Raw genomic sequence first — 16,599 nt, forward strand, 5'->3', positions numbered from 1 at the left:
AACTCACACCTCTTCCGCAACCAATTGCTTCTCATACAATTCCTTATAAGCTCCATTGAGGGCCATAAGTTCTACGTGCGTTCCCTGCTCAACAATTTTTCCTTCGTCAAGAACTACGATTTTGTCTGCTAGCTTAGCGGATGAAACGCGGTGTGAGATGATCACGGATGTCCTTTGATCCATGATCCGTTTCATGTTATTAAGGATAATATTTTCAGTGTTTGTATCGACAGCTGAAAGACAATCGTCGAGCACCAGAATTTTCGGATCGCGGGCTATGGCCCTTGCAATGGAAAGCCTTTGTTTTTGTCCACCTGAAAGCGTGATGCCCCTTTCGCCCAGCATAGTTTCATAACCTTGCGGGAAATCTTTGACATTATTGTAAAGGTCAGCATCTTTTACAGCCTGCTCAATGCTGTCAAAAGGCATATCTGCAGTTCCAAACCGCACATTGTTTTCAATAGTGTCGGAGAATAAGAATACATCCTGCGGGACGTAGCCGATCTGCCTGCGGTAAGCATGTACATCGTAGTCTTTCAGCGGAATATGATCAATAAGAATCTCTCCTTCCGTAGGATCATAAAGGCGGCACATCAGATGTGCCAGAGTGCTTTTTCCGGAACCAGTTGTACCCAGGATCGCCACCGATTCGCCTTGTTTCACTTCGAGGTCGAAATGGTGCAAAGCCTGAATTCCCGAGTCAGGATATACAAAGCCTACATTCCGGAAAGAAATTGCTCCTTCGAGTGGTTTGATCAGATTTTTTTCAGAAGTTAAAGTTGTTTTCTCATCCAGAAATTCGTTGATCCTGTTTTGAGAGGAGGCTGCACGCTGGATCTGGCTGGTGGTCCATCCCAGCGCCATAACGGGCCAGGTCAGCATGTTGACATATAAGATAAACTCGGTAATGTTGCCAGGGGTCAAATTTCCATTGATGATTTCATTTCCGCCAATGTAAATAACCAGAATATTGCTCAGACCGATCAACAGAAGAATAATCGGATAGAAAAAAGCATCAACCTTGGTAAGACTGAGAGACTTTTCCTTGAAATCTTCCGCTTCTTTCCGGAAATTAGAAAACGAGTGATTTTCCTGGACAAAAGATTTGATCACCCTTATCCCGGAAAACGCTTCCTGAACATAGGTCGAAAGTCCCGATAACTGTTTTTGTATTGCCTGCGAGCGTTCCATAATCATGCTGTTCACAATATAGACACTCACAGAAAGTACAGGCAATGGCAGCAACACGTACAATGTGAGCTTGGTACTTACCGAAAGCATGTAAGAAATCACCAGGAAAAACAGCACGATAAGGTTAATGCCGTACATCAGCGCAGGCCCCACGTACATCCTCACATTACTCACATCTTCCGAAATACGGGCCATAAGGTCGCCGGTATTGTGGCGGCGGAAAAAGCTGGCTGGTAAAGTCTGATAATGGCTGTAAATGTCGTTTTTGAGGTCAAACTCAATATGCCTGGACATTACGATAATCGTTTGCCGGACAAGAAAGAGAAAAATTCCTTTTAGCAAAGCCATCAGCAGGATAAGCAACCCGTAAAGCAGAATGCTGAAAGCAAAAATGTCATACATTTCATTCTGCAGGGAAGCACCTTTGAAGAGATAGTACAGATCAAGTGTTTCGATGACCAGGTCAAGGGCGTAACGCACGAGCTGGGCGGGTATAATGCCAAAAAGGTTAGAAATAATTGTAAAAACGGTTCCGAGGATCAGGTACCATTTGTATTTCCATAAGTACTGGTTGAGGTACTTCAGTGCTTTCACTTATTACAGATCTTTAAGATTTTCGATGTTGTGGCGTGACGTAAACTTATCAACATCCTATCGGTTTAAAACGTTGCAAAATTAAAAGGCGGCATTTCATTTTTTCGATTCTAAACAAAATAGTCTAATTTTGCGGTCAATTTAAACTAAAAGTGCAGGGCATGTCCTTGCTCACATGCAGACACGTTCTTTGATTTACTGTACCTTATTATCCAATTATTATTCCGGCTTATGCTGAATAGAAGATTATTAAGAACAAAAGCCGTTCAGGCGCTTTATGCCCGTCAACTTACTGCGGATGCTAACCGTTTGCTGGCATTGGACAACATTGACGAAGCTTTTGCCCCGGATCTCAACTCCATGGAATTTCAGGATCGTCAGAAACTTTCAGGGATGAAAAGGCTGGCCGGGATCACACTTGATGAATTTATCAAGAATGGAAAGCCGGGAGAGGATGAGGAGCTTCCCGAAAAAGTTATAAATGTTGCCAGAAGCGCATTTCAAGCTTACAGCCGTCAGACCAATTCCGATAGCGAAAAAATGGTCAGACGCGTTCTGAACGAAACCGAATCCATTCATGTAGATTTTATCCGAGTTTTATCACTGCTGACAGAACTGGCCCACCAGGCGAAAATCGATAGGGAGAGAAGATATGACGATCCCGAACTGCCTTTTCCGAAGGACTCAGGATTGGACACCAACCGCGTCATCAAAGTGCTCTTGGAAGACAAGACATTGGGAGACGAGATTATCAGGAGTGGGATTACATGGAGCAATGAAATGAACCTGGTCCGGAAAATTTACCGGGAGGCACTCAGAAAAGACAAAGAATATGAGGCCTATTGCAGGGAAACCACACATACGGTGGAAGAAGACCAAGCTATCGTACAGTATATTCTAAGGCAGGTCATCCTTAAACATGAGATCCCCCTGGAGTATCTCGAGCAGCGCGATCTTTATTGGGACGATCACAGCGAACTGATCCGGAGCCTGGCGATCAAAACTCTGAAGTCGGCAGATAGCAGCCATACTTTTCAACTGGCGCCTTTAACGAAAGATTGGGAAGAGGATCGTTTTTTTGTAGAAGAGTTGTGCAGGATTGTAGTGGCCGAAAGCGACCAGTACGATGTGTATCTTGATGACCAATTGAAGAACTGGGAACTGGACAGGATCGCACTTGTAGATCTCATTATTCTCAAAACGGCACTTGCGGAATTAATTCATTTCCCTGGGATCCCTGTGAAAGTAACGATCAATGAATTTATCGAAATAGCAAAAAGGTACAGTACACCAAAAAGCGGTAAGTTTGTTAATGGTGTATTGGACGTTCTGTCTGTCAAACTGGCAAAAGAAGGTGTTATCAGAAAAAGCGGAAGAGGTCTGATCGATAATAAATGATACCCAGGCACAGGATATAGGGTACAGAGGTAGACGGAGAAGTTGCTCAGGTTCGTGACATGGAATAATTTTTGAGAAGCTATTAAAATATCAACAAAGAGCTGATAGCCATCGCAACAGCTAAAACTATAAAAGTCATGAGTAAAACCAGTAACAGTTTAATTGCATTTTTAACCGGGTGTGCCACCGGTGCGGCTTTGGGTATACTTTACGCACCTGACAAAGGCGAGGTGCTTCGTACGCAGTTGACTTACAGGCTTTCCAAATATCGGGAGAAACTTCAGGAGGTTGTTCAGGATATGGTTGATAAAAAAGACCAGCCGGACAGTTATGCAAGAACGGAAGGAGAACGTGTGGTAAATGATGCCCGTGAAAAGGCGGAAAAGCTACTCGAAGATGTGGATCGCCTGATGGCACAGATCAAAGGTCAGTCCAATTGATTTATTGATATGAAAAGAATATCCGTGTGTGTATTGTTGGGAATCGCCTTGACTTTTTCCAATTGCTCCAAGGTTAAGAATACAGAAGAAGCAAAACAGGCAGATGGAAAAATGCCTGTTTTTGCTTTGATTGACAGTTCGTCTTACGATTTTGGTACTGTGAAAGAAGGCGAAATAGTAGAACACGATTTCAAATTCCGGAATGACGGAGGATATCCGCTGATATTGAATAATATAACTTCTTCCTGCGGATGCACAACGCCTGAGTGGCCGAAAGAACCGATCGGACCTGATGAAACTTCAAGTATCAAAGTACGTTTTGATACTAAAAACAAATCGGGGCCACAAGTGAAGACCATCACTGTTTATGCCAACACGGAACCTGAATATTCAGAATTAAGGTTAAAAGGCATCGTGAATACCGAAGCAAAGCCGGTGACTAAAAATTAGTCTCGTTTATTTTAAACAACCCTTCATAAGGTTCAGTATCTTACTAATCCATCTATTACAATGAATTTTTCTCTCTTAGCACAAGCAGCAGCAGGCGGTAACGAAGCCATGATTTATCAGGTCATTATGTGGGTTGGTATCATCGGGGTATTTTATTTTTTCATGATACGTCCGCAGCAAAAGAAACAGAAAGAGCAAAAAGAACTTCTTGGTAACCTTAAAAAAGGAGATCAGGTTGTCACGATAGGGGGAATTCACGCGCGGATTTATACAGTAGAGGAAGCCACCGTTACATTGGAGCTGGACAAAGGCGTGAAGTTAACAGTCGAAAAATCGGCGATCTCGCGTACCATTGCAGGATAATTATTAACAGCATACATTTTTTTGATGTCTGCAATTTTAAATTTTTATTGTGGATAAAGTACCGTCAGGCCAAAATAAGATCAAGACTTTCCTGGGATGCATTTTGGCAGCTTCTTTTTTTTGGTTGATGAATGTATTGAATAAAGATAATTATTCGATTAAGCTCAATTACCCGCTGGCCATTGAGTACGATAACTCGTCTTTCGTACCCATGCAGCCTTTGCCGAAGAGAATTTCTGTGAATGTCTCCGGCGACGGGTGGAGCCTGCTTCAGAAATCCTGGCTGAATTTCAATGCACTTCCGGTGGTTTACAAAGTGTTGAATCCGAATAAAGCCAGTTTCATCAATTCAACGACGCTCACTGATCAGATCACCGAGCTTTTCCCGGACCTGCACGTCAACTATGTCGTGTCCGATACTTTTGAGCTTAATTTCGAAAGGAAGATCAGCAAGATCATTCCGATCAGGGTGGACAGTGCAGCTATTAATATCCGGGACGGCTATGTGATATCTAGCATCATTAACGTCTCTCCTTCATTGATCTCAGTCGACGGACCGGTATCGCTCATTGCTTCATACCCGGACACAATACGGGTTTCGGTACCTACGCCCAAGATCCAGAATAACTACGACGAAAGCCTCCCGATCCCTTTGCCTGTGTCTCCATTAGTAGAGGTAAGCCATCGGGACGTTTACATTAGTTTTGAGGTTGCTCAATACCTGATCGATATTTCCCAGTAACCCGGTTCTATGTCAAAACCTCTTCTGATCGGTATAACAGGCGGTATTGGTTCGGGTAAAAGTGTTGTGTGCCGGCTGTTTTCGTGCCTGGAAATACCGGTTTACAACGCAGACGATCGTGCAAAATGGCTTACCAACCACGACCCCGGAATCCGGGAAAAAGTTATTGCTTTGCTTGGGCCGGAATCTTATGATAGCGAAGGTTTTTACGACCGGAAATTTGTTGCGTCTGTCGTTTTTAACAATGAACAATTGCTTAAAAATCTCAATGCGATTGTTCATCCTGCTGTACTTGCAGATACAGAAAACTGGGTAGCGGAAAACGCTGATTCACCTTATCTGATCAAGGAAGCAGCTATTATGAACAAGGCGGGAGTTGGAAACAATCTGGATTATGTGGTAGTAGTTCATGCGCCGGTTGAACTGAGAATTCAGCGAATTTTACATCGGGACAGCAGGAGTGAAGAAGAAATCCGGGCGATTATCCATAAACAGGTATCCGATGAAGAACGTAAAAAAATCGCCGATTTTACGATAGAAAATGATGAAACTTCTGCCTTGATCCCACAGGTTTTAGAACTCCATGAGCTTTTTAAAAAAAGCCGTCTGGCCTGACCTAGAAGTCCACATCCAATCCCAAAGCCTGTTTCAATTCCAGTAAGTAAGGGTTTTTCTCCGCCATATAATTGAATTTCTCTGCAGGTGTATAGGGAAGCCTGTTTACTTCCTGAGGAGCTACACGAGGATTAATGTCCAGTCTGGGTGCATTAATCCTGCTTTTTATGTAGCTAAGGAGCTCATATCTCACATTTTGTACCGCTTCCAGCTGGTGAGTATTATCAAGCGCAATTTCAATGGTCGTTCCCTGAAGTTTGAACTCTCTTCTCAGCGTAATTTCCTCGGTAGTGGAGTTCCCTGATTGCCTTCTTTTTTCGGCAAATTCATACCAGACTGTCTGTAGTGTTTCAAAAGTCAGTTCTTCTTTACGTATATTTTTTTCAAGAGTACCGGGATCATCATTTTGCTGCGTGTCGACTAATTCTTTTACAGTCTGATTTGCTGTAACAGGTGCGGTGGGAATAAGCGGCATGGTGCTCCGGAGGCGCGTTGACGCCGGAGTGGTCTGAGCAGCAGGTTGGGCAGGCGGGGGATATGCATCCCCGTTTGAATTATTTGTGCCGTTTACTTTTGTCTCAACCGGCCTTCCAGCCTCAGGATTTATTCGTTCGGGTTGGGGCTCAACTTTTTTTTTTGCCGTTTCATCAACGGCTGCAAGGGAATTAAGTTGAAGGACGTTGGGCAAATTGGCGAGTTTCATGAGGCAGAGCTCAACATGCAACCGCTGGTTTTTGGCTGATTTGTAATTAATATCACACTGGCCGGCTACGCTCAGGGCTGAAAGTAAAAAGCTCATGTCGGAAACCGCAGACTGATGCTGGTATTTCAGTTCAGCCGACTCAGAAACCTGCAGGAGCGTCACCGTCGCGGGATCTTTACATACGAGCAGATTACGGAAATGTTCCAGCAAACCGACCACAAACAAATGTCCATCAAAACCCTTTCTCAAAATTTCATCAAAAAGCACGAGCGACCGGGCCACGCTACCGGCGGTCAGAGCATCTGTGATCTTGAAATAATAGTCGTAATCGAGAATGTGCAGGTTTTCCAGCACTGCTGCATAGGTGAGGAAATTGTCCGTCGAAAAAGTGACATTAAGGTCGAACATCGAAAGCGCGTCCCGAAGACCGCCGTCTGCTTTTTGGCCGATCAATTCCAAAGCTTCTTTTTCAGTTTCAATTCCTTCTTTCTTTGCAATATCAGCCAGGTGATAAGCGATATCCTTTGGCTGTATACGGTTAAAATCGAAAATCTGGCAGCGCGAGAGGATCGTGGGCAGGATTTTATGCTTTTCAGTAGTTGCCAGGATGAAAATGGCATATCCGGGTGGTTCCTCCAAAGTTTTCAGGAATGCGTTGAACGCCGCCTGAGAAAGCATGTGAACCTCATCAATGATATAGATTTTGTATTTCCCGGTCTGGGGAGGATAACGAACCTGATCGATCAGGTTCCTGATATCTTCAACCGAATTATTGGAGGCCGCATCAAGTTCGTGAATATTGAATGATGCATTATTCTGAAAACTCACACAAGACTCGCATTCTCCGCATGCTTCAACGTCGTCTCCAAGGTTTTGACAGTTGATAGTTTTGGCCAGAATCCGCGCACAAGTTGTTTTTCCGACTCCCCTCGGGCCGCAAAAAAGGAAAGCCTGCGCCAGGTGATTGGTGCGGATCGCGTTTTTTAATGTAGTAGTGATGTGTGATTGGCCTACCACCGAATCGAAAGTGACCGGACGGTATTTTCTGGCCGAAACAACAAAGTTATCCATGGTGCAAGATACTTCCATGCACTGGAATTTCAAAGTTACTTTTTCTCAGTTAATGGATAAACGCGTACGTAATCGACCTCCATTTTTTGAGGGAAAATGCTGTCATCCACACCCTTTTGGCCTCCCCAGTTGCCTCCTACGGCAATGTTTAACAAAAGATGAAAAGGTTTGTCAAAAGGCCATTCCGCCCATTGGTAGGACGGTTCTTTGGTGAATGTAAAAAATGCCTTGCCGTCGATAAGAATGGAAACACTCGAGGGCGTCCACTCGCAGGAATAAACATGAAATTCGTCCGACACATTGTCAATCAGGACGTTATTCCCTTTATTCGTTTTGATCGCATGATTGAAGGCCTTCGTATGGATATTTCCGTGCACGCGGTTCTGGTCAAAACCGACATGTTCCATGATATCGATCTCTCCATTATCGGGCCAGCCTTTGTTGCCGTAATTTTTTTCACTAGCGAGCATCCAGATAGCGGGCCAGGTGCCCCTGCCTTTCGGCAACCGCGCTTTAATCTCAAATTTCCCGTACAGAAAATCACCTTTCCCTTTTGATACCAGCCTAGCGGAACTGTAATTCTGCTTGCCGGAAGTTTCTTTTTTGACTTCAATAACCAAATGCCCGTTTTCTACCCGGACATTTTCCGGTTTATCTGTATAGTTTTCCAGCTCATTATTTCCCCAGCCATGATCGCCCAGGTCATAGTTCCACTTTTCAGGATCGGGCTTGCCTGTGTAGTTGAATTCGTCCTGCCAAGTTGGCGTCGTGGCGAACTGGTACTGGTTGTTTACACTATCCGCCGGTTGCGCACAGCAAACTATTGCCGCAGGGAGTATAAGTAATGCGGTCGCTAAAATGAATTTAGTCATGTGGTTGTCTGGACGGTTGTTTACCTAAAATTGGATTTTCTAACACTTCGATGTCCTCGTCCGGTCCTGTGGGAATTTGGTCATAGGGTTTGTCCAGATTTGAAAGGTCAAGTCTGGAAACTAATTCAGTTATCTCAGCTATCTTTTTCTCCATAACCTGTTCGCCGGTTAGCCAGGGCTGGTCAGGATAAATGTGCCTTTTTTTCATAATTTTCTAATCATATAAAATTCATACAATCCATTTGATTTGAATCGGAATGATTTATCCCTTATTATTCCATAAACCTGAAATGTTTTTGATAAATCCGGCAGTTCGCGAGTTATAACAACCCTGTATAGCCTATGACGACGTGCGTCACTGCCCCTAAAAATAACCAGACAGTCTGGTTTGACACTTAAAAAATGGTCAATGATCTTTATTACAGTAGCCAAAACTAACCGTTCGTCACCGTTATTGCTCTCCACGGAAGCACTTGCTAATCCATCTTCGAGAATGTCAAACAATGCCAAGCTATAACTATTGCCATCAGTTATTTGAGTAAACAGAACGATTTTATTGATCTTCTTCCACTCACTTACGCTAACAAATTTATAACGAAATTCTTGGCGGGAACACGTAAAAGGGTAGGACTCTTCTTGCATTGTATCAAATATAAGTGTGTGTCAGATAAACCAAACTTAACGATTTCCCTTAAACTTTAGAAATCGCTCCATCGTGCTCAACTAGCTATTTCCTGCTAATTTTGTGGTACCGCACATCAAGGGTATAATGAAGCAATTTAAATTAAGTACCGAAGTCAGCATTGTTCCGCCGGAATGGAAGATCAATCATCAATCCAAAATACTTACAATCGGGTCCTGCTTTGCGGATGTGCTCGGAAAGCAGCTGGGTGATTGTAAATTTCCGGTCCTCAATAATCCCGTGGGAACGGTATTTAACCCCTTGGCGATTGCCAGGGTCCTGGATTCCGCTCTCGGAGGAAGGATGCCAAATCCTTCTTTGTTTCTGGAAAATGCAGATCATATCTGGCTGCACCACGATTTTCATTCTTCTCAATGGGGTATGAGCAAAACGGAGTTGGAAAATCAGATCATTGAGAAGCTTAGCAGAATAAAACGGTTTCTGAATGAAGCGGACGTGCTGGTAATCACGATGGGAACTGCTTATGCGTACCGGCATCGCCAGACCAATCTCATTGTAGGCAACTGTCATAAATTACCAGGCGACCGTTTTGTAAAAGAATTGCTGCACCCGGATCAGATCGGGATTGCTTTTGAAAATTTGTTGCAAAAACTGCAATCCTTCCGGCGAAACCTTCGTATTGTGCTCACTGTGAGCCCGGTAAGGCATACGCGGGATACTTTGCCGCTCAATCAGGTAAGTAAATCGACGCTGCGGCTGGTGTGCCACAGGTTGTCGGAAAAATATAAGCAGGTGGAATACTTTCCTTCGTACGAAATCATGGTCGATGAGCTGCGCGATTACCGGTTTTATGAGGAGGACCTCATTCATCCCAATACCCTCTCGGAAGCATTTATATTCAATGCTTTTGCACAGGCGTTTATTGATACCCCGTCGCTCGCTTTGATGAAGGAATGGGATGCAATACGCCAGATGATGAATCACAGAACCTTGCACGGAAAAACCGAAAGCCAGCTTAAACTGCTGAAAACGTTGGAAACCAGGCTGAATGGTATCGCTCAAAATCTGGATGTTTCGACGGAGCTGATCGAGATAGAAAGGAGAATCGGAGAATTTCCAGCCTCCTGACAAACTCATTAGGTTAATTTTGTGTTGCATAATTCAGGATATAAAATTTAAGAAAAAGTATTGGCATTGAGGGTTTTTGGCGAAATGAACACCTCTTATAAGTGCCCATAACCAGTACAATGGGAGAATTTACAATTAATAAGGAAAAAGTTTTACAGGCATTAAGCAATGTGGAGGAACCTGATCTTAAACAAGATCTGGTGACGCTGGGAATGATCCAGGATATCGAAATCGGTGTAAATCAGGTAAGATTTACGGTAGTTCTGACAACCCCGGCCTGCCCGTTGAAAGAACTGATCCGGAGAAATTGCGAAGCCGCAATTCACGAACATTTGAGTCCGGATGTTGAGGTTATTATCAAACTGACTGCAAACGTTACCTCTACCCGACAAACAGGTCCCTTAATCCCGGGAGTAAAGAACGTCATTGCAATTTCCTCGGGGAAAGGCGGAGTGGGCAAGTCTACGGTTACGGCCAACCTTGCGATGGCGCTGCACCGTTCGGGAGCGAAGGTCGGGATTATCGATGCCGATATCTTCGGGCCTTCCATGCCCGTGATGTTTGGTGCGGAAAACATGCAGCCTACGATTACTCCCAGAGACGGTAAAAACTATATTAATCCGATCCGGCAATACGGTATTAAGATCATATCAATCGGCTTTTTGACCCCACCGGAAAGTGCGATCGTGTGGAGGGGCCCGATGGCGAGCCAGGCTTTGAAACAGTTTTTTGCGGATACCGACTGGGGTGAGCTTGACTATCTGTTGATAGACCTTCCTCCGGGAACAAGCGACATACATCTTACATTGGTACAAACTGTGCCGGTGACAGGTGCCGTAATTGTTACAACTCCCCAAAAAGTAGCGCTGGCAGATGCTACCAAAGGTCTGGCAATGTTCAGGCAGCCGCAGATCAATGTGCCGATCCTCGGTATCATTGAAAATATGGCCTGGTTTACGCCGGAAGAGTTGCCGGATCATCGTTACCATATTTTTGGCAAAGGAGGAGGTCAGTCGCTGGCCGACAAGTTTGATGTCCCGCTTTTGGGCCAGATACCATTGGTGCAGGGAATCCGTGAGGCGGGTGACGAAGGGCGGCCTGCGGTGATGGATGTGAACCCGATTGTAAACGATGCTTTCAGGGACGCGGCAGAGTCACTGGCGCAGCAGGTGGCGATCAGGAACGCCTCGAAAGATAGAACGAGGCCTGTTGAAATCCAGCTCTAACCGGCAGCAAGTAGCGTAATGATTTGATTTTTTGATTATATTCTTGCATCTTAGCGAATAGAATTTTTTAATAATGGACTCAAAAGAAAAAACAATAGAACTTATCGAGCAGGCGCTCGAGTCGGTACGTCCCTATTTGCATGCAGATGGTGGTGATGTGAAACTAGTTGAATTAACGGACGATTTCATTGTAAAACTCGAATTGCAGGGATCTTGCCAGAGCTGCCCTATGAGTGCAATGACTTTCCGGGCCGGCCTTGAAGAATCAATCCGCAAGGCTGTTCCGTACGTTGCAAGCGTAGTTGCCGTTAATGTACCCGCACTGGCCTGATTACCTTGTTAAAGGTATTTGTAGCTTATTTTATATAAAAAGCAGTTTTCCTTACAGGGAAGCTGCTTTTTGTTTAAAAATATCGGCGCATCCCGGGGAGAAATTGATTCATCTCATTTAGAACCTTATATTGCGGCTATGATTTGAATGCATTTATCAGGATCTTAAATATGCGTATCGGAATTTTTTTTGGAGGCCCTTCCCGCGAAAGGGAAATTTCATTTGCAGGCGGGAAAACAGCTTTTGAGTATTTGGATAAAACGCTTTTCGAGCCTGTCCCGGTTTTCGTGGATAGTTTCGGGCGCTTTATTTTGCTCGAAAAAGAACTGATGTATTCGGGTGAAATAAGGGATTTTTATCCTGCTAGCAATGCATACGATGGCTTCAAGACATACATAGAATCACATCCCGGGCTTGCCGGTGAGCCTGTCCCCTCGGAAACGGGCACTCTTCTTTCTCCTCCAGATTTTAAAAACCATTTTGATTTTGCTTTTCTTGCTATGCATGGCCCCGACTGCGAGGACGGAGCGATTCAAGGGCTTCTGGAATGGTACCGAATCCCTTACAGTGGCCCGGGTATCATGGGGTCGGCGGTGGGGATCGACAAGATTCTGCAGAACGATATGATTGAGCTGGTCAACAACCAGCAAAAGAAAAGCTGGACACTTCGCTATGATCAGTGGATTCCACGTGAATATCCGATTCTTTTTCAGGTGCTGAAAAAGCATTTGGGGCTCCCGCTGGTCATAAAGGCGCCGCATCAGGGGTCTTCGATAGGAGTAGCCATAGTAAAAGATGATTCCCTCGAAGAATTTGTGGCAGCAGTAAACCAGTGTTTTTTTCAGATCGAACTGGAAGGTTCCACCTGGAAATCATTTGATTATGCTCAAAAACAAGCTTGGGGGCAAAAAATAGCTAATCTGGATGAAGGAATCGGCTTTCCGGTTGTCTTTTCCAGTAAGACCATTTATCACCCGGCAGATTTAATCAAAGATCTTGACGCTTATTTTTCAAAAGAAAGTGAGGTCGCTGTGATCAGTAGTTTAAATGCCGAAGATCAGGTTTTGATAGAAGAATTTATAAACGGACAGGAGTTTTCATGCGGATGTATCCAGTTCGACGACGGAAAACCCTTGGCCCTTCCGCCAAGCGAAGTAGTGAAAATGGTCCAGGTTTTTGACTTTAATGCCAAATACAAGCCCGGAGCCAGCCGCAAACGCATTCCGGTTGATACTTCCCTTGAAAAAAACCAGGAAATACAGCAGGTAATTGCGGAAGTCTTTCAGCAGCTTGGTATTAATGTTTGTGTAAGAATTGACGGCTTCCTCACAGAAGACGGCACGATTTTGTTGCATGACCCTAATACAATCCCGGGCATGTCGCCTACATCGTTCATTTTTAAACAAATGGCGGAAATAGGATTGAACGTGACCCAGGCTTTGACCTACCTGATCAGACAATCGGTCCGGGAAAGGATACGGACAGGGAAAAATACATGGCAGTTGCGCGGCCTGCTCGCAGATTTGGATAAAAAGATAAATGCACATCAATCAATAGAAAAGCCTTCAAAACTGATCGTTTTTGAATCGACAGACGAGCAGTATGCTGCCGCGAGAATGCAGTATGGGCGCCTTAATGCGGAAGGAAAGTCAGTGCCGGTGCCGGTTTTACATTCTGAGGATGGCAAATATTACAAGCTTACCAATCCATTGATGTTCAAGGAATATGTTGCGGATGTCGAAAACCTGGTTCGCGCCGAAAGGCATCCGTTGCTTACTGAAACCTCGCAGAAAGCTGCTGCGCTCACAGCATTTTACGCCGGGAATGTATCGTACAAAGTAGATATATATTCGGATGTGAATGCGCTGGAAGCGGTTTTGTGATTTTAAACAGGCAATTGTGGCTTTATTATTTTTCTCCGGTCATCCTGTTTTTGCAAACCTGTTTTTTTAAATTGTATTTAATTAGAATTGAAATTCATTCCTTTAGAAAATTCACATATTAATGGCAAACGGTGCTGAAAAGGTAAGATTAAGCCTGCAAAAGGAAAATAAAGGATGGAAGAAATGGGGACCTTATTTATCTGAACGCCAATGGGGGACAGTTAGAGAAGATTATAGTGGAAATGGCGATGCATGGAACTATATTACCCACGAAATGGCGCTCTCCAAGGCATATAGATGGGGAGAGGACGGGATCGGCGGTTTTTCTGATAACAAGCAGCATATATGCCTTTCTTTCGGGTTCTGGAACCACCGGGACAAGATATTGAAAGAACGTATTTTTGGGTTGACCAACCGGGAATCCAATCATGGAGAGGACGTGAAGGAGATGTACTACTATCTGGATAGCACTCCTACGCATTCTTACACCAAAATGCTGTACAAATACCCGCAGCAAGCGTTTCCTTATGAAAAACTGCGCCAGGAAAACGGCCGTCGCGGAAAGCAGGACCCGGAATATGAAATCATGGACACCGGTGTTTTCGAAAACAACGAGTACTTCGATATCTTCATCGAACATGCAAAGGCTGATGAGGAAGATATCATGATGAAGGTAACTGTTTTCAACCGCGGGCCAAAGGACGCGCCGATTACGGTACTACCGACCATCATGTTCCGTAACACCTGGTCATGGGGATACGAAGCATTCAATTATAAGCCGATCATGAACGGGATTTCCAATCGGCTGATCGAAGTAACCCACCGTAAACACGGAAAGTATAACTTGTACCTCGATGGTGCCGATGAGCTGCTTTTCTGCGAAAACGAGACCAATTTTAAAAAACTATACGGAACCGCCAACAATACATCTTATCCCAAAGACGGGATCAACGATTATATTGTCAGCGGCAGAAAGACGAGCACCGTAAATCCCAACTGTATCGGTACCAAAGCCTCGGCAAGATTTACCAAGACGATCAAAGCCGGTGAAAGTGCTACTTTCAGGATGCGGTTCGTAAATCATTCCATTTCCGAACCATTTGGGGGATTTGAAGACCTTTTTGCGAAAAGGATCAGGGAAGCGGACGATTTTTACGACGATCTGCATAAGGGTGTTTCGGACCCGGATCTTAAATCCATCCAGAGGCAGGCTTATGCAGGGATGCTTTGGAGCAAGCAGTTTTATTACTACAATGTTTATGAGTGGCTGAAAGGTGACCCCGCCCAGCCAGGACCGAACCAAGGTCGTAAGTGGGGCAGGAATTCGGGTTGGAAGCATTTATATGCCGCCAACATTATCTCAATGCCGGATAAATGGGAGTATCCGTGGTTTGCTGCCTGGGACCTGGCGTTTCACTGTGTCCCGCTCGCCAGAGTGGATGCCGATTTTGCCAAGAGACAGCTGGAAATCCTTTTGCGGGAATATTACATGCATCCGAACGGACAGATTCCGGCCTACGAATGGAATTTTTCGGATGTCAACCCGCCAGTGCACGGCTGGGCAACCTGGAAAGTGTATGAGATTGACCGTGAGCAAAATAACGGCGTAGGAGATATCGAATTCCTTGAGAAAATATTCCATAAACTGCTTTTGAATTTCACCTGGTGGGTGAACCAGAAAGATGATACCGGCAATAATATTTTCAGCGGCGGCTTTTTGGGACTGGATAATATCGGTGTTTTCGACCGGTCGACCCCTATGCCTTTCGGGGGGAAATTACAGCAGGCCGATGCTACCGGCTGGATGGCCATGTATACCCTTAATATGCTCAGGATCTCAGTGGAAATTGCGCTGGTGCATGCAGTTTATCAGGATATGGCTTCCAAGTTTTTTGAGCACTTCCTGCACATTGCAGGTGCGATGGAATCTATTGGCGGGAAAAATTCTTCGATCAGCCTCTGGGATGAAGAAGACCAGTTCTATTACGATGTGATCCATATTCCGAACGGTCAGAGTATCCTTTTGAAAGTACGGTCGATTGTTGGGTTAATTCCATTGTTTGCAGTCGAAATACTTGATCCTCAAAATCTTGACAAAATGCCGGTTTTCAAACGACGGGTAGAATGGGTACTTGCAAACAGGCCCGATCTTGCTCGTTTGATCTCCCGCTGGTTTGAATCTGGTAAAGGTGAAAACCGCCTGCTTTCAATCCTGCGCGGACACCGGATGAAAATGATCCTGAAGAGGATGCTGGACGAAAGCGAATTTTTGTCGGACTATGGGGTAAGGGCTTTATCCAAATACCATGAAGAAAATCCGTATAAGTTTTATATTAATGGAGAGGTACTTCAGGTTGACTATACGCCTGCCGAGGCTTTAACTGATATCATGGGTGGAAATTCTAACTGGCGCGGGCCAATATGGTTTCCGCTGAATTATCTGATCTTCGACTCATTGATGAAGTTTCACGCTTACTATGGGGAGGATTTTATGGTCGAATATCCCACCAATTCAGGTAATCTGACTACCATCAAAGATGCTGCGGTTGGTATTGCCTGCAGGTTGATCGATATTTTCAAGAGGGATTCAGAAGGTAACCGGGCGGTTTACGGGCATGATCAGAAAATGCAGAAAGATCCTCATTTCAATGAACACGTTTTGTTTTATGAATATTTTCATGGCGATAATGGTCGTGGATGTGGCGCAAGCCATCAGACCGGGTGGACGGGGCTGGTTGCCGAGCTGATCCATAAAACTGCCGGTGAAACGGTGAATCAGCCGGAGAAAGTGGAGCTGGAAATAAGTAAATAATTCAGGTATATATTTATATTTAAGATATTAATTTACGCTCAAATAAATCTGACATCCCTTTTTGATATAAATCGTTGATAAAACGGATTTTATATATCGAAAAGGGATTCATTTTCTTACTTAATCTAAAATCAAAT

General features: G+C 44.4%; 16 protein-coding genes. 11 read left to right on the forward strand and 5 right to left on the reverse strand.

All coding sequences use genetic code 11. The features are described 5' to 3' along the window. Positions 1-3: 3 nt before the first annotated feature. Positions 4-1,785 (reverse strand): ABC transporter ATP-binding protein, encoded by a 1,782-nt coding sequence (locus tag FBF61_RS12610; protein WP_138477570.1) that lies wholly within the window; start codon positions 1,783-1,785, stop codon positions 4-6. A 231-nt stretch (positions 1,786-2,016) separates the two neighbouring features. On the opposite strand from FBF61_RS12610, the gene nusB reads away from it, so the two are divergent. The 6 genes from nusB to coaE all read left to right on the forward strand — a co-directional run bounded on the left by nusB (position 2,017) and on the right by coaE (position 5,793). Beyond that, a complete protein-coding gene (gene nusB, locus FBF61_RS12615; RefSeq protein ID WP_138477571.1) occupies positions 2,017-3,183 on the forward strand; it encodes a transcription antitermination factor NusB in 1,167 nt (388 codons plus the stop codon). 137 nt (positions 3,184-3,320) lie between these two features. Beyond that, complete coding sequence (locus FBF61_RS12620) at positions 3,321-3,623, forward strand: YtxH domain-containing protein (RefSeq protein WP_138477572.1); 303 nt, start codon at positions 3,321-3,323, stop codon at positions 3,621-3,623. A 9-nt stretch (positions 3,624-3,632) separates the two neighbouring features. Next, positions 3,633-4,073 (forward strand): DUF1573 domain-containing protein, encoded by a 441-nt coding sequence (locus FBF61_RS12625; protein ID WP_138477573.1) that lies wholly within the window; start codon positions 3,633-3,635, stop codon positions 4,071-4,073. Positions 4,074-4,133: 60 nt separating this feature from the next. Beyond that, positions 4,134-4,436 (forward strand): preprotein translocase subunit YajC, encoded by a 303-nt coding sequence (gene yajC, locus FBF61_RS12630; RefSeq protein WP_138477574.1) that lies wholly within the window; start codon positions 4,134-4,136, stop codon positions 4,434-4,436. 49 nt (positions 4,437-4,485) lie between these two features. Further along, positions 4,486-5,178 (forward strand): YbbR-like domain-containing protein, encoded by a 693-nt coding sequence (locus FBF61_RS12635; protein WP_229215022.1) that lies wholly within the window; start codon positions 4,486-4,488, stop codon positions 5,176-5,178. A gap of 9 nt (positions 5,179-5,187) precedes the next feature. Then, entirely contained in the window at positions 5,188-5,793 is a 606-nt protein-coding gene (coaE, locus tag FBF61_RS12640; protein ID WP_138477575.1) for a dephospho-CoA kinase, read from the forward strand. A 1-nt stretch (position 5,794) separates the two neighbouring features. Here the strand turns inward: coaE and FBF61_RS12645 are convergent, their stop codons facing one another. Genes FBF61_RS12645 through FBF61_RS12660 form a run of 4 tightly spaced genes read right to left on the reverse strand, consistent with a single transcriptional unit; the run spans position 5,795 to position 9,081 of the window. Beyond that, entirely contained in the window at positions 5,795-7,567 is a 1,773-nt protein-coding gene (locus FBF61_RS12645) for a DNA polymerase III subunit gamma/tau (RefSeq protein WP_138478117.1), read from the reverse strand. Between the two features lie 35 nt (positions 7,568-7,602). Next, positions 7,603-8,439, reverse strand: a complete 837-nt coding sequence (locus FBF61_RS12650) for a glycoside hydrolase family 16 protein (protein ID WP_138477576.1) — start codon at positions 8,437-8,439, stop codon at positions 7,603-7,605. Continuing rightward, positions 8,432-8,647, reverse strand: coding sequence for a hypothetical protein (locus FBF61_RS12655; RefSeq protein WP_138477577.1), 216 nt, complete (start codon positions 8,645-8,647; stop codon positions 8,432-8,434). The genes FBF61_RS12650 and FBF61_RS12655 overlap by 8 nt, the downstream gene beginning before the upstream one ends. Beyond that, positions 8,644-9,081 (reverse strand): DUF6934 family protein, encoded by a 438-nt coding sequence (locus tag FBF61_RS12660; protein WP_138477578.1) that lies wholly within the window; start codon positions 9,079-9,081, stop codon positions 8,644-8,646. The genes FBF61_RS12655 and FBF61_RS12660 overlap by 4 nt, the downstream gene beginning before the upstream one ends. Before the next feature lie 127 nt (positions 9,082-9,208). Here FBF61_RS12660 and FBF61_RS12665 point away from each other — a divergent pair, with 127 nt between their 5' ends. The 5 genes from FBF61_RS12665 (at position 9,209) to FBF61_RS12685 (ending at position 16,462) form a co-directional block, all read left to right on the forward strand. Further along, positions 9,209-10,210: a GSCFA domain-containing protein gene (locus FBF61_RS12665; RefSeq protein ID WP_138477579.1), complete on the forward strand. Its 1,002-nt coding sequence runs from the start codon at positions 9,209-9,211 to the stop codon at positions 10,208-10,210. Between the two features lie 119 nt (positions 10,211-10,329). Next, a complete protein-coding gene (locus tag FBF61_RS12670) occupies positions 10,330-11,436 on the forward strand; it encodes an Mrp/NBP35 family ATP-binding protein (protein ID WP_138477580.1) in 1,107 nt (368 codons plus the stop codon). A 73-nt stretch (positions 11,437-11,509) separates the two neighbouring features. Beyond that, positions 11,510-11,767 (forward strand): NifU family protein, encoded by a 258-nt coding sequence (locus FBF61_RS12675; RefSeq protein ID WP_138477581.1) that lies wholly within the window; start codon positions 11,510-11,512, stop codon positions 11,765-11,767. Between the two features lie 170 nt (positions 11,768-11,937). Further along, on the forward strand, positions 11,938-13,650 hold the full coding sequence (locus FBF61_RS12680) for a D-alanine--D-alanine ligase family protein (RefSeq protein ID WP_138477582.1): 1,713 nt from the start codon (positions 11,938-11,940) through the stop codon (positions 13,648-13,650). Positions 13,651-13,771: 121 nt separating this feature from the next. Then, positions 13,772-16,462, forward strand: a complete 2,691-nt coding sequence (locus tag FBF61_RS12685) for an MGH1-like glycoside hydrolase domain-containing protein (protein WP_138477583.1) — start codon at positions 13,772-13,774, stop codon at positions 16,460-16,462. Positions 16,463-16,599: the final 137 nt, after the last annotated feature.

Source organism: Dyadobacter bucti, from assembly GCF_005869225.1.
Classification (GTDB): domain Bacteria; phylum Bacteroidota; class Bacteroidia; order Cytophagales; family Spirosomataceae; genus Dyadobacter; species Dyadobacter bucti.

Excerpts from the sequence above, each read along its gene's own strand:
- FBF61_RS12645 (WP_138478117.1), bottom strand. The coding sequence starts at position 7,567 with ATGGATAACTTTGTTGTTTCGGCCAGAAAATACCGTCCGGTCACTTTC.
- FBF61_RS12660 (WP_138477578.1), bottom strand. The coding sequence starts at position 9,081 with ATGCAAGAAGAGTCCTACCCTTTTACGTGTTCCCGCCAAGAATTTCGT.
- FBF61_RS12620 (WP_138477572.1), top strand. The coding sequence starts at position 3,321 with ATGAGTAAAACCAGTAACAGTTTAATTGCATTTTTAACCGGGTGTGCC.
- FBF61_RS12650 (WP_138477576.1), bottom strand. The coding sequence starts at position 8,439 with ATGACTAAATTCATTTTAGCGACCGCATTACTTATACTCCCTGCGGCA.
- yajC (WP_138477574.1), top strand. The coding sequence starts at position 4,134 with ATGAATTTTTCTCTCTTAGCACAAGCAGCAGCAGGCGGTAACGAAGCC.
- FBF61_RS12685 (WP_138477583.1), top strand. The coding sequence starts at position 13,772 with ATGGCAAACGGTGCTGAAAAGGTAAGATTAAGCCTGCAAAAGGAAAAT.
- FBF61_RS12680 (WP_138477582.1), top strand. The coding sequence starts at position 11,938 with ATGCGTATCGGAATTTTTTTTGGAGGCCCTTCCCGCGAAAGGGAAATT.
- nusB (WP_138477571.1), top strand. The coding sequence starts at position 2,017 with ATGCTGAATAGAAGATTATTAAGAACAAAAGCCGTTCAGGCGCTTTAT.
- FBF61_RS12675 (WP_138477581.1), top strand. The coding sequence starts at position 11,510 with ATGGACTCAAAAGAAAAAACAATAGAACTTATCGAGCAGGCGCTCGAG.
- coaE (WP_138477575.1), top strand. The coding sequence starts at position 5,188 with ATGTCAAAACCTCTTCTGATCGGTATAACAGGCGGTATTGGTTCGGGT.
- FBF61_RS12665 (WP_138477579.1), top strand. The coding sequence starts at position 9,209 with ATGAAGCAATTTAAATTAAGTACCGAAGTCAGCATTGTTCCGCCGGAA.
- FBF61_RS12655 (WP_138477577.1), bottom strand. The coding sequence starts at position 8,647 with ATGAAAAAAAGGCACATTTATCCTGACCAGCCCTGGCTAACCGGCGAA.
- FBF61_RS12625 (WP_138477573.1), top strand. The coding sequence starts at position 3,633 with ATGAAAAGAATATCCGTGTGTGTATTGTTGGGAATCGCCTTGACTTTT.
- FBF61_RS12670 (WP_138477580.1), top strand. The coding sequence starts at position 10,330 with ATGGGAGAATTTACAATTAATAAGGAAAAAGTTTTACAGGCATTAAGC.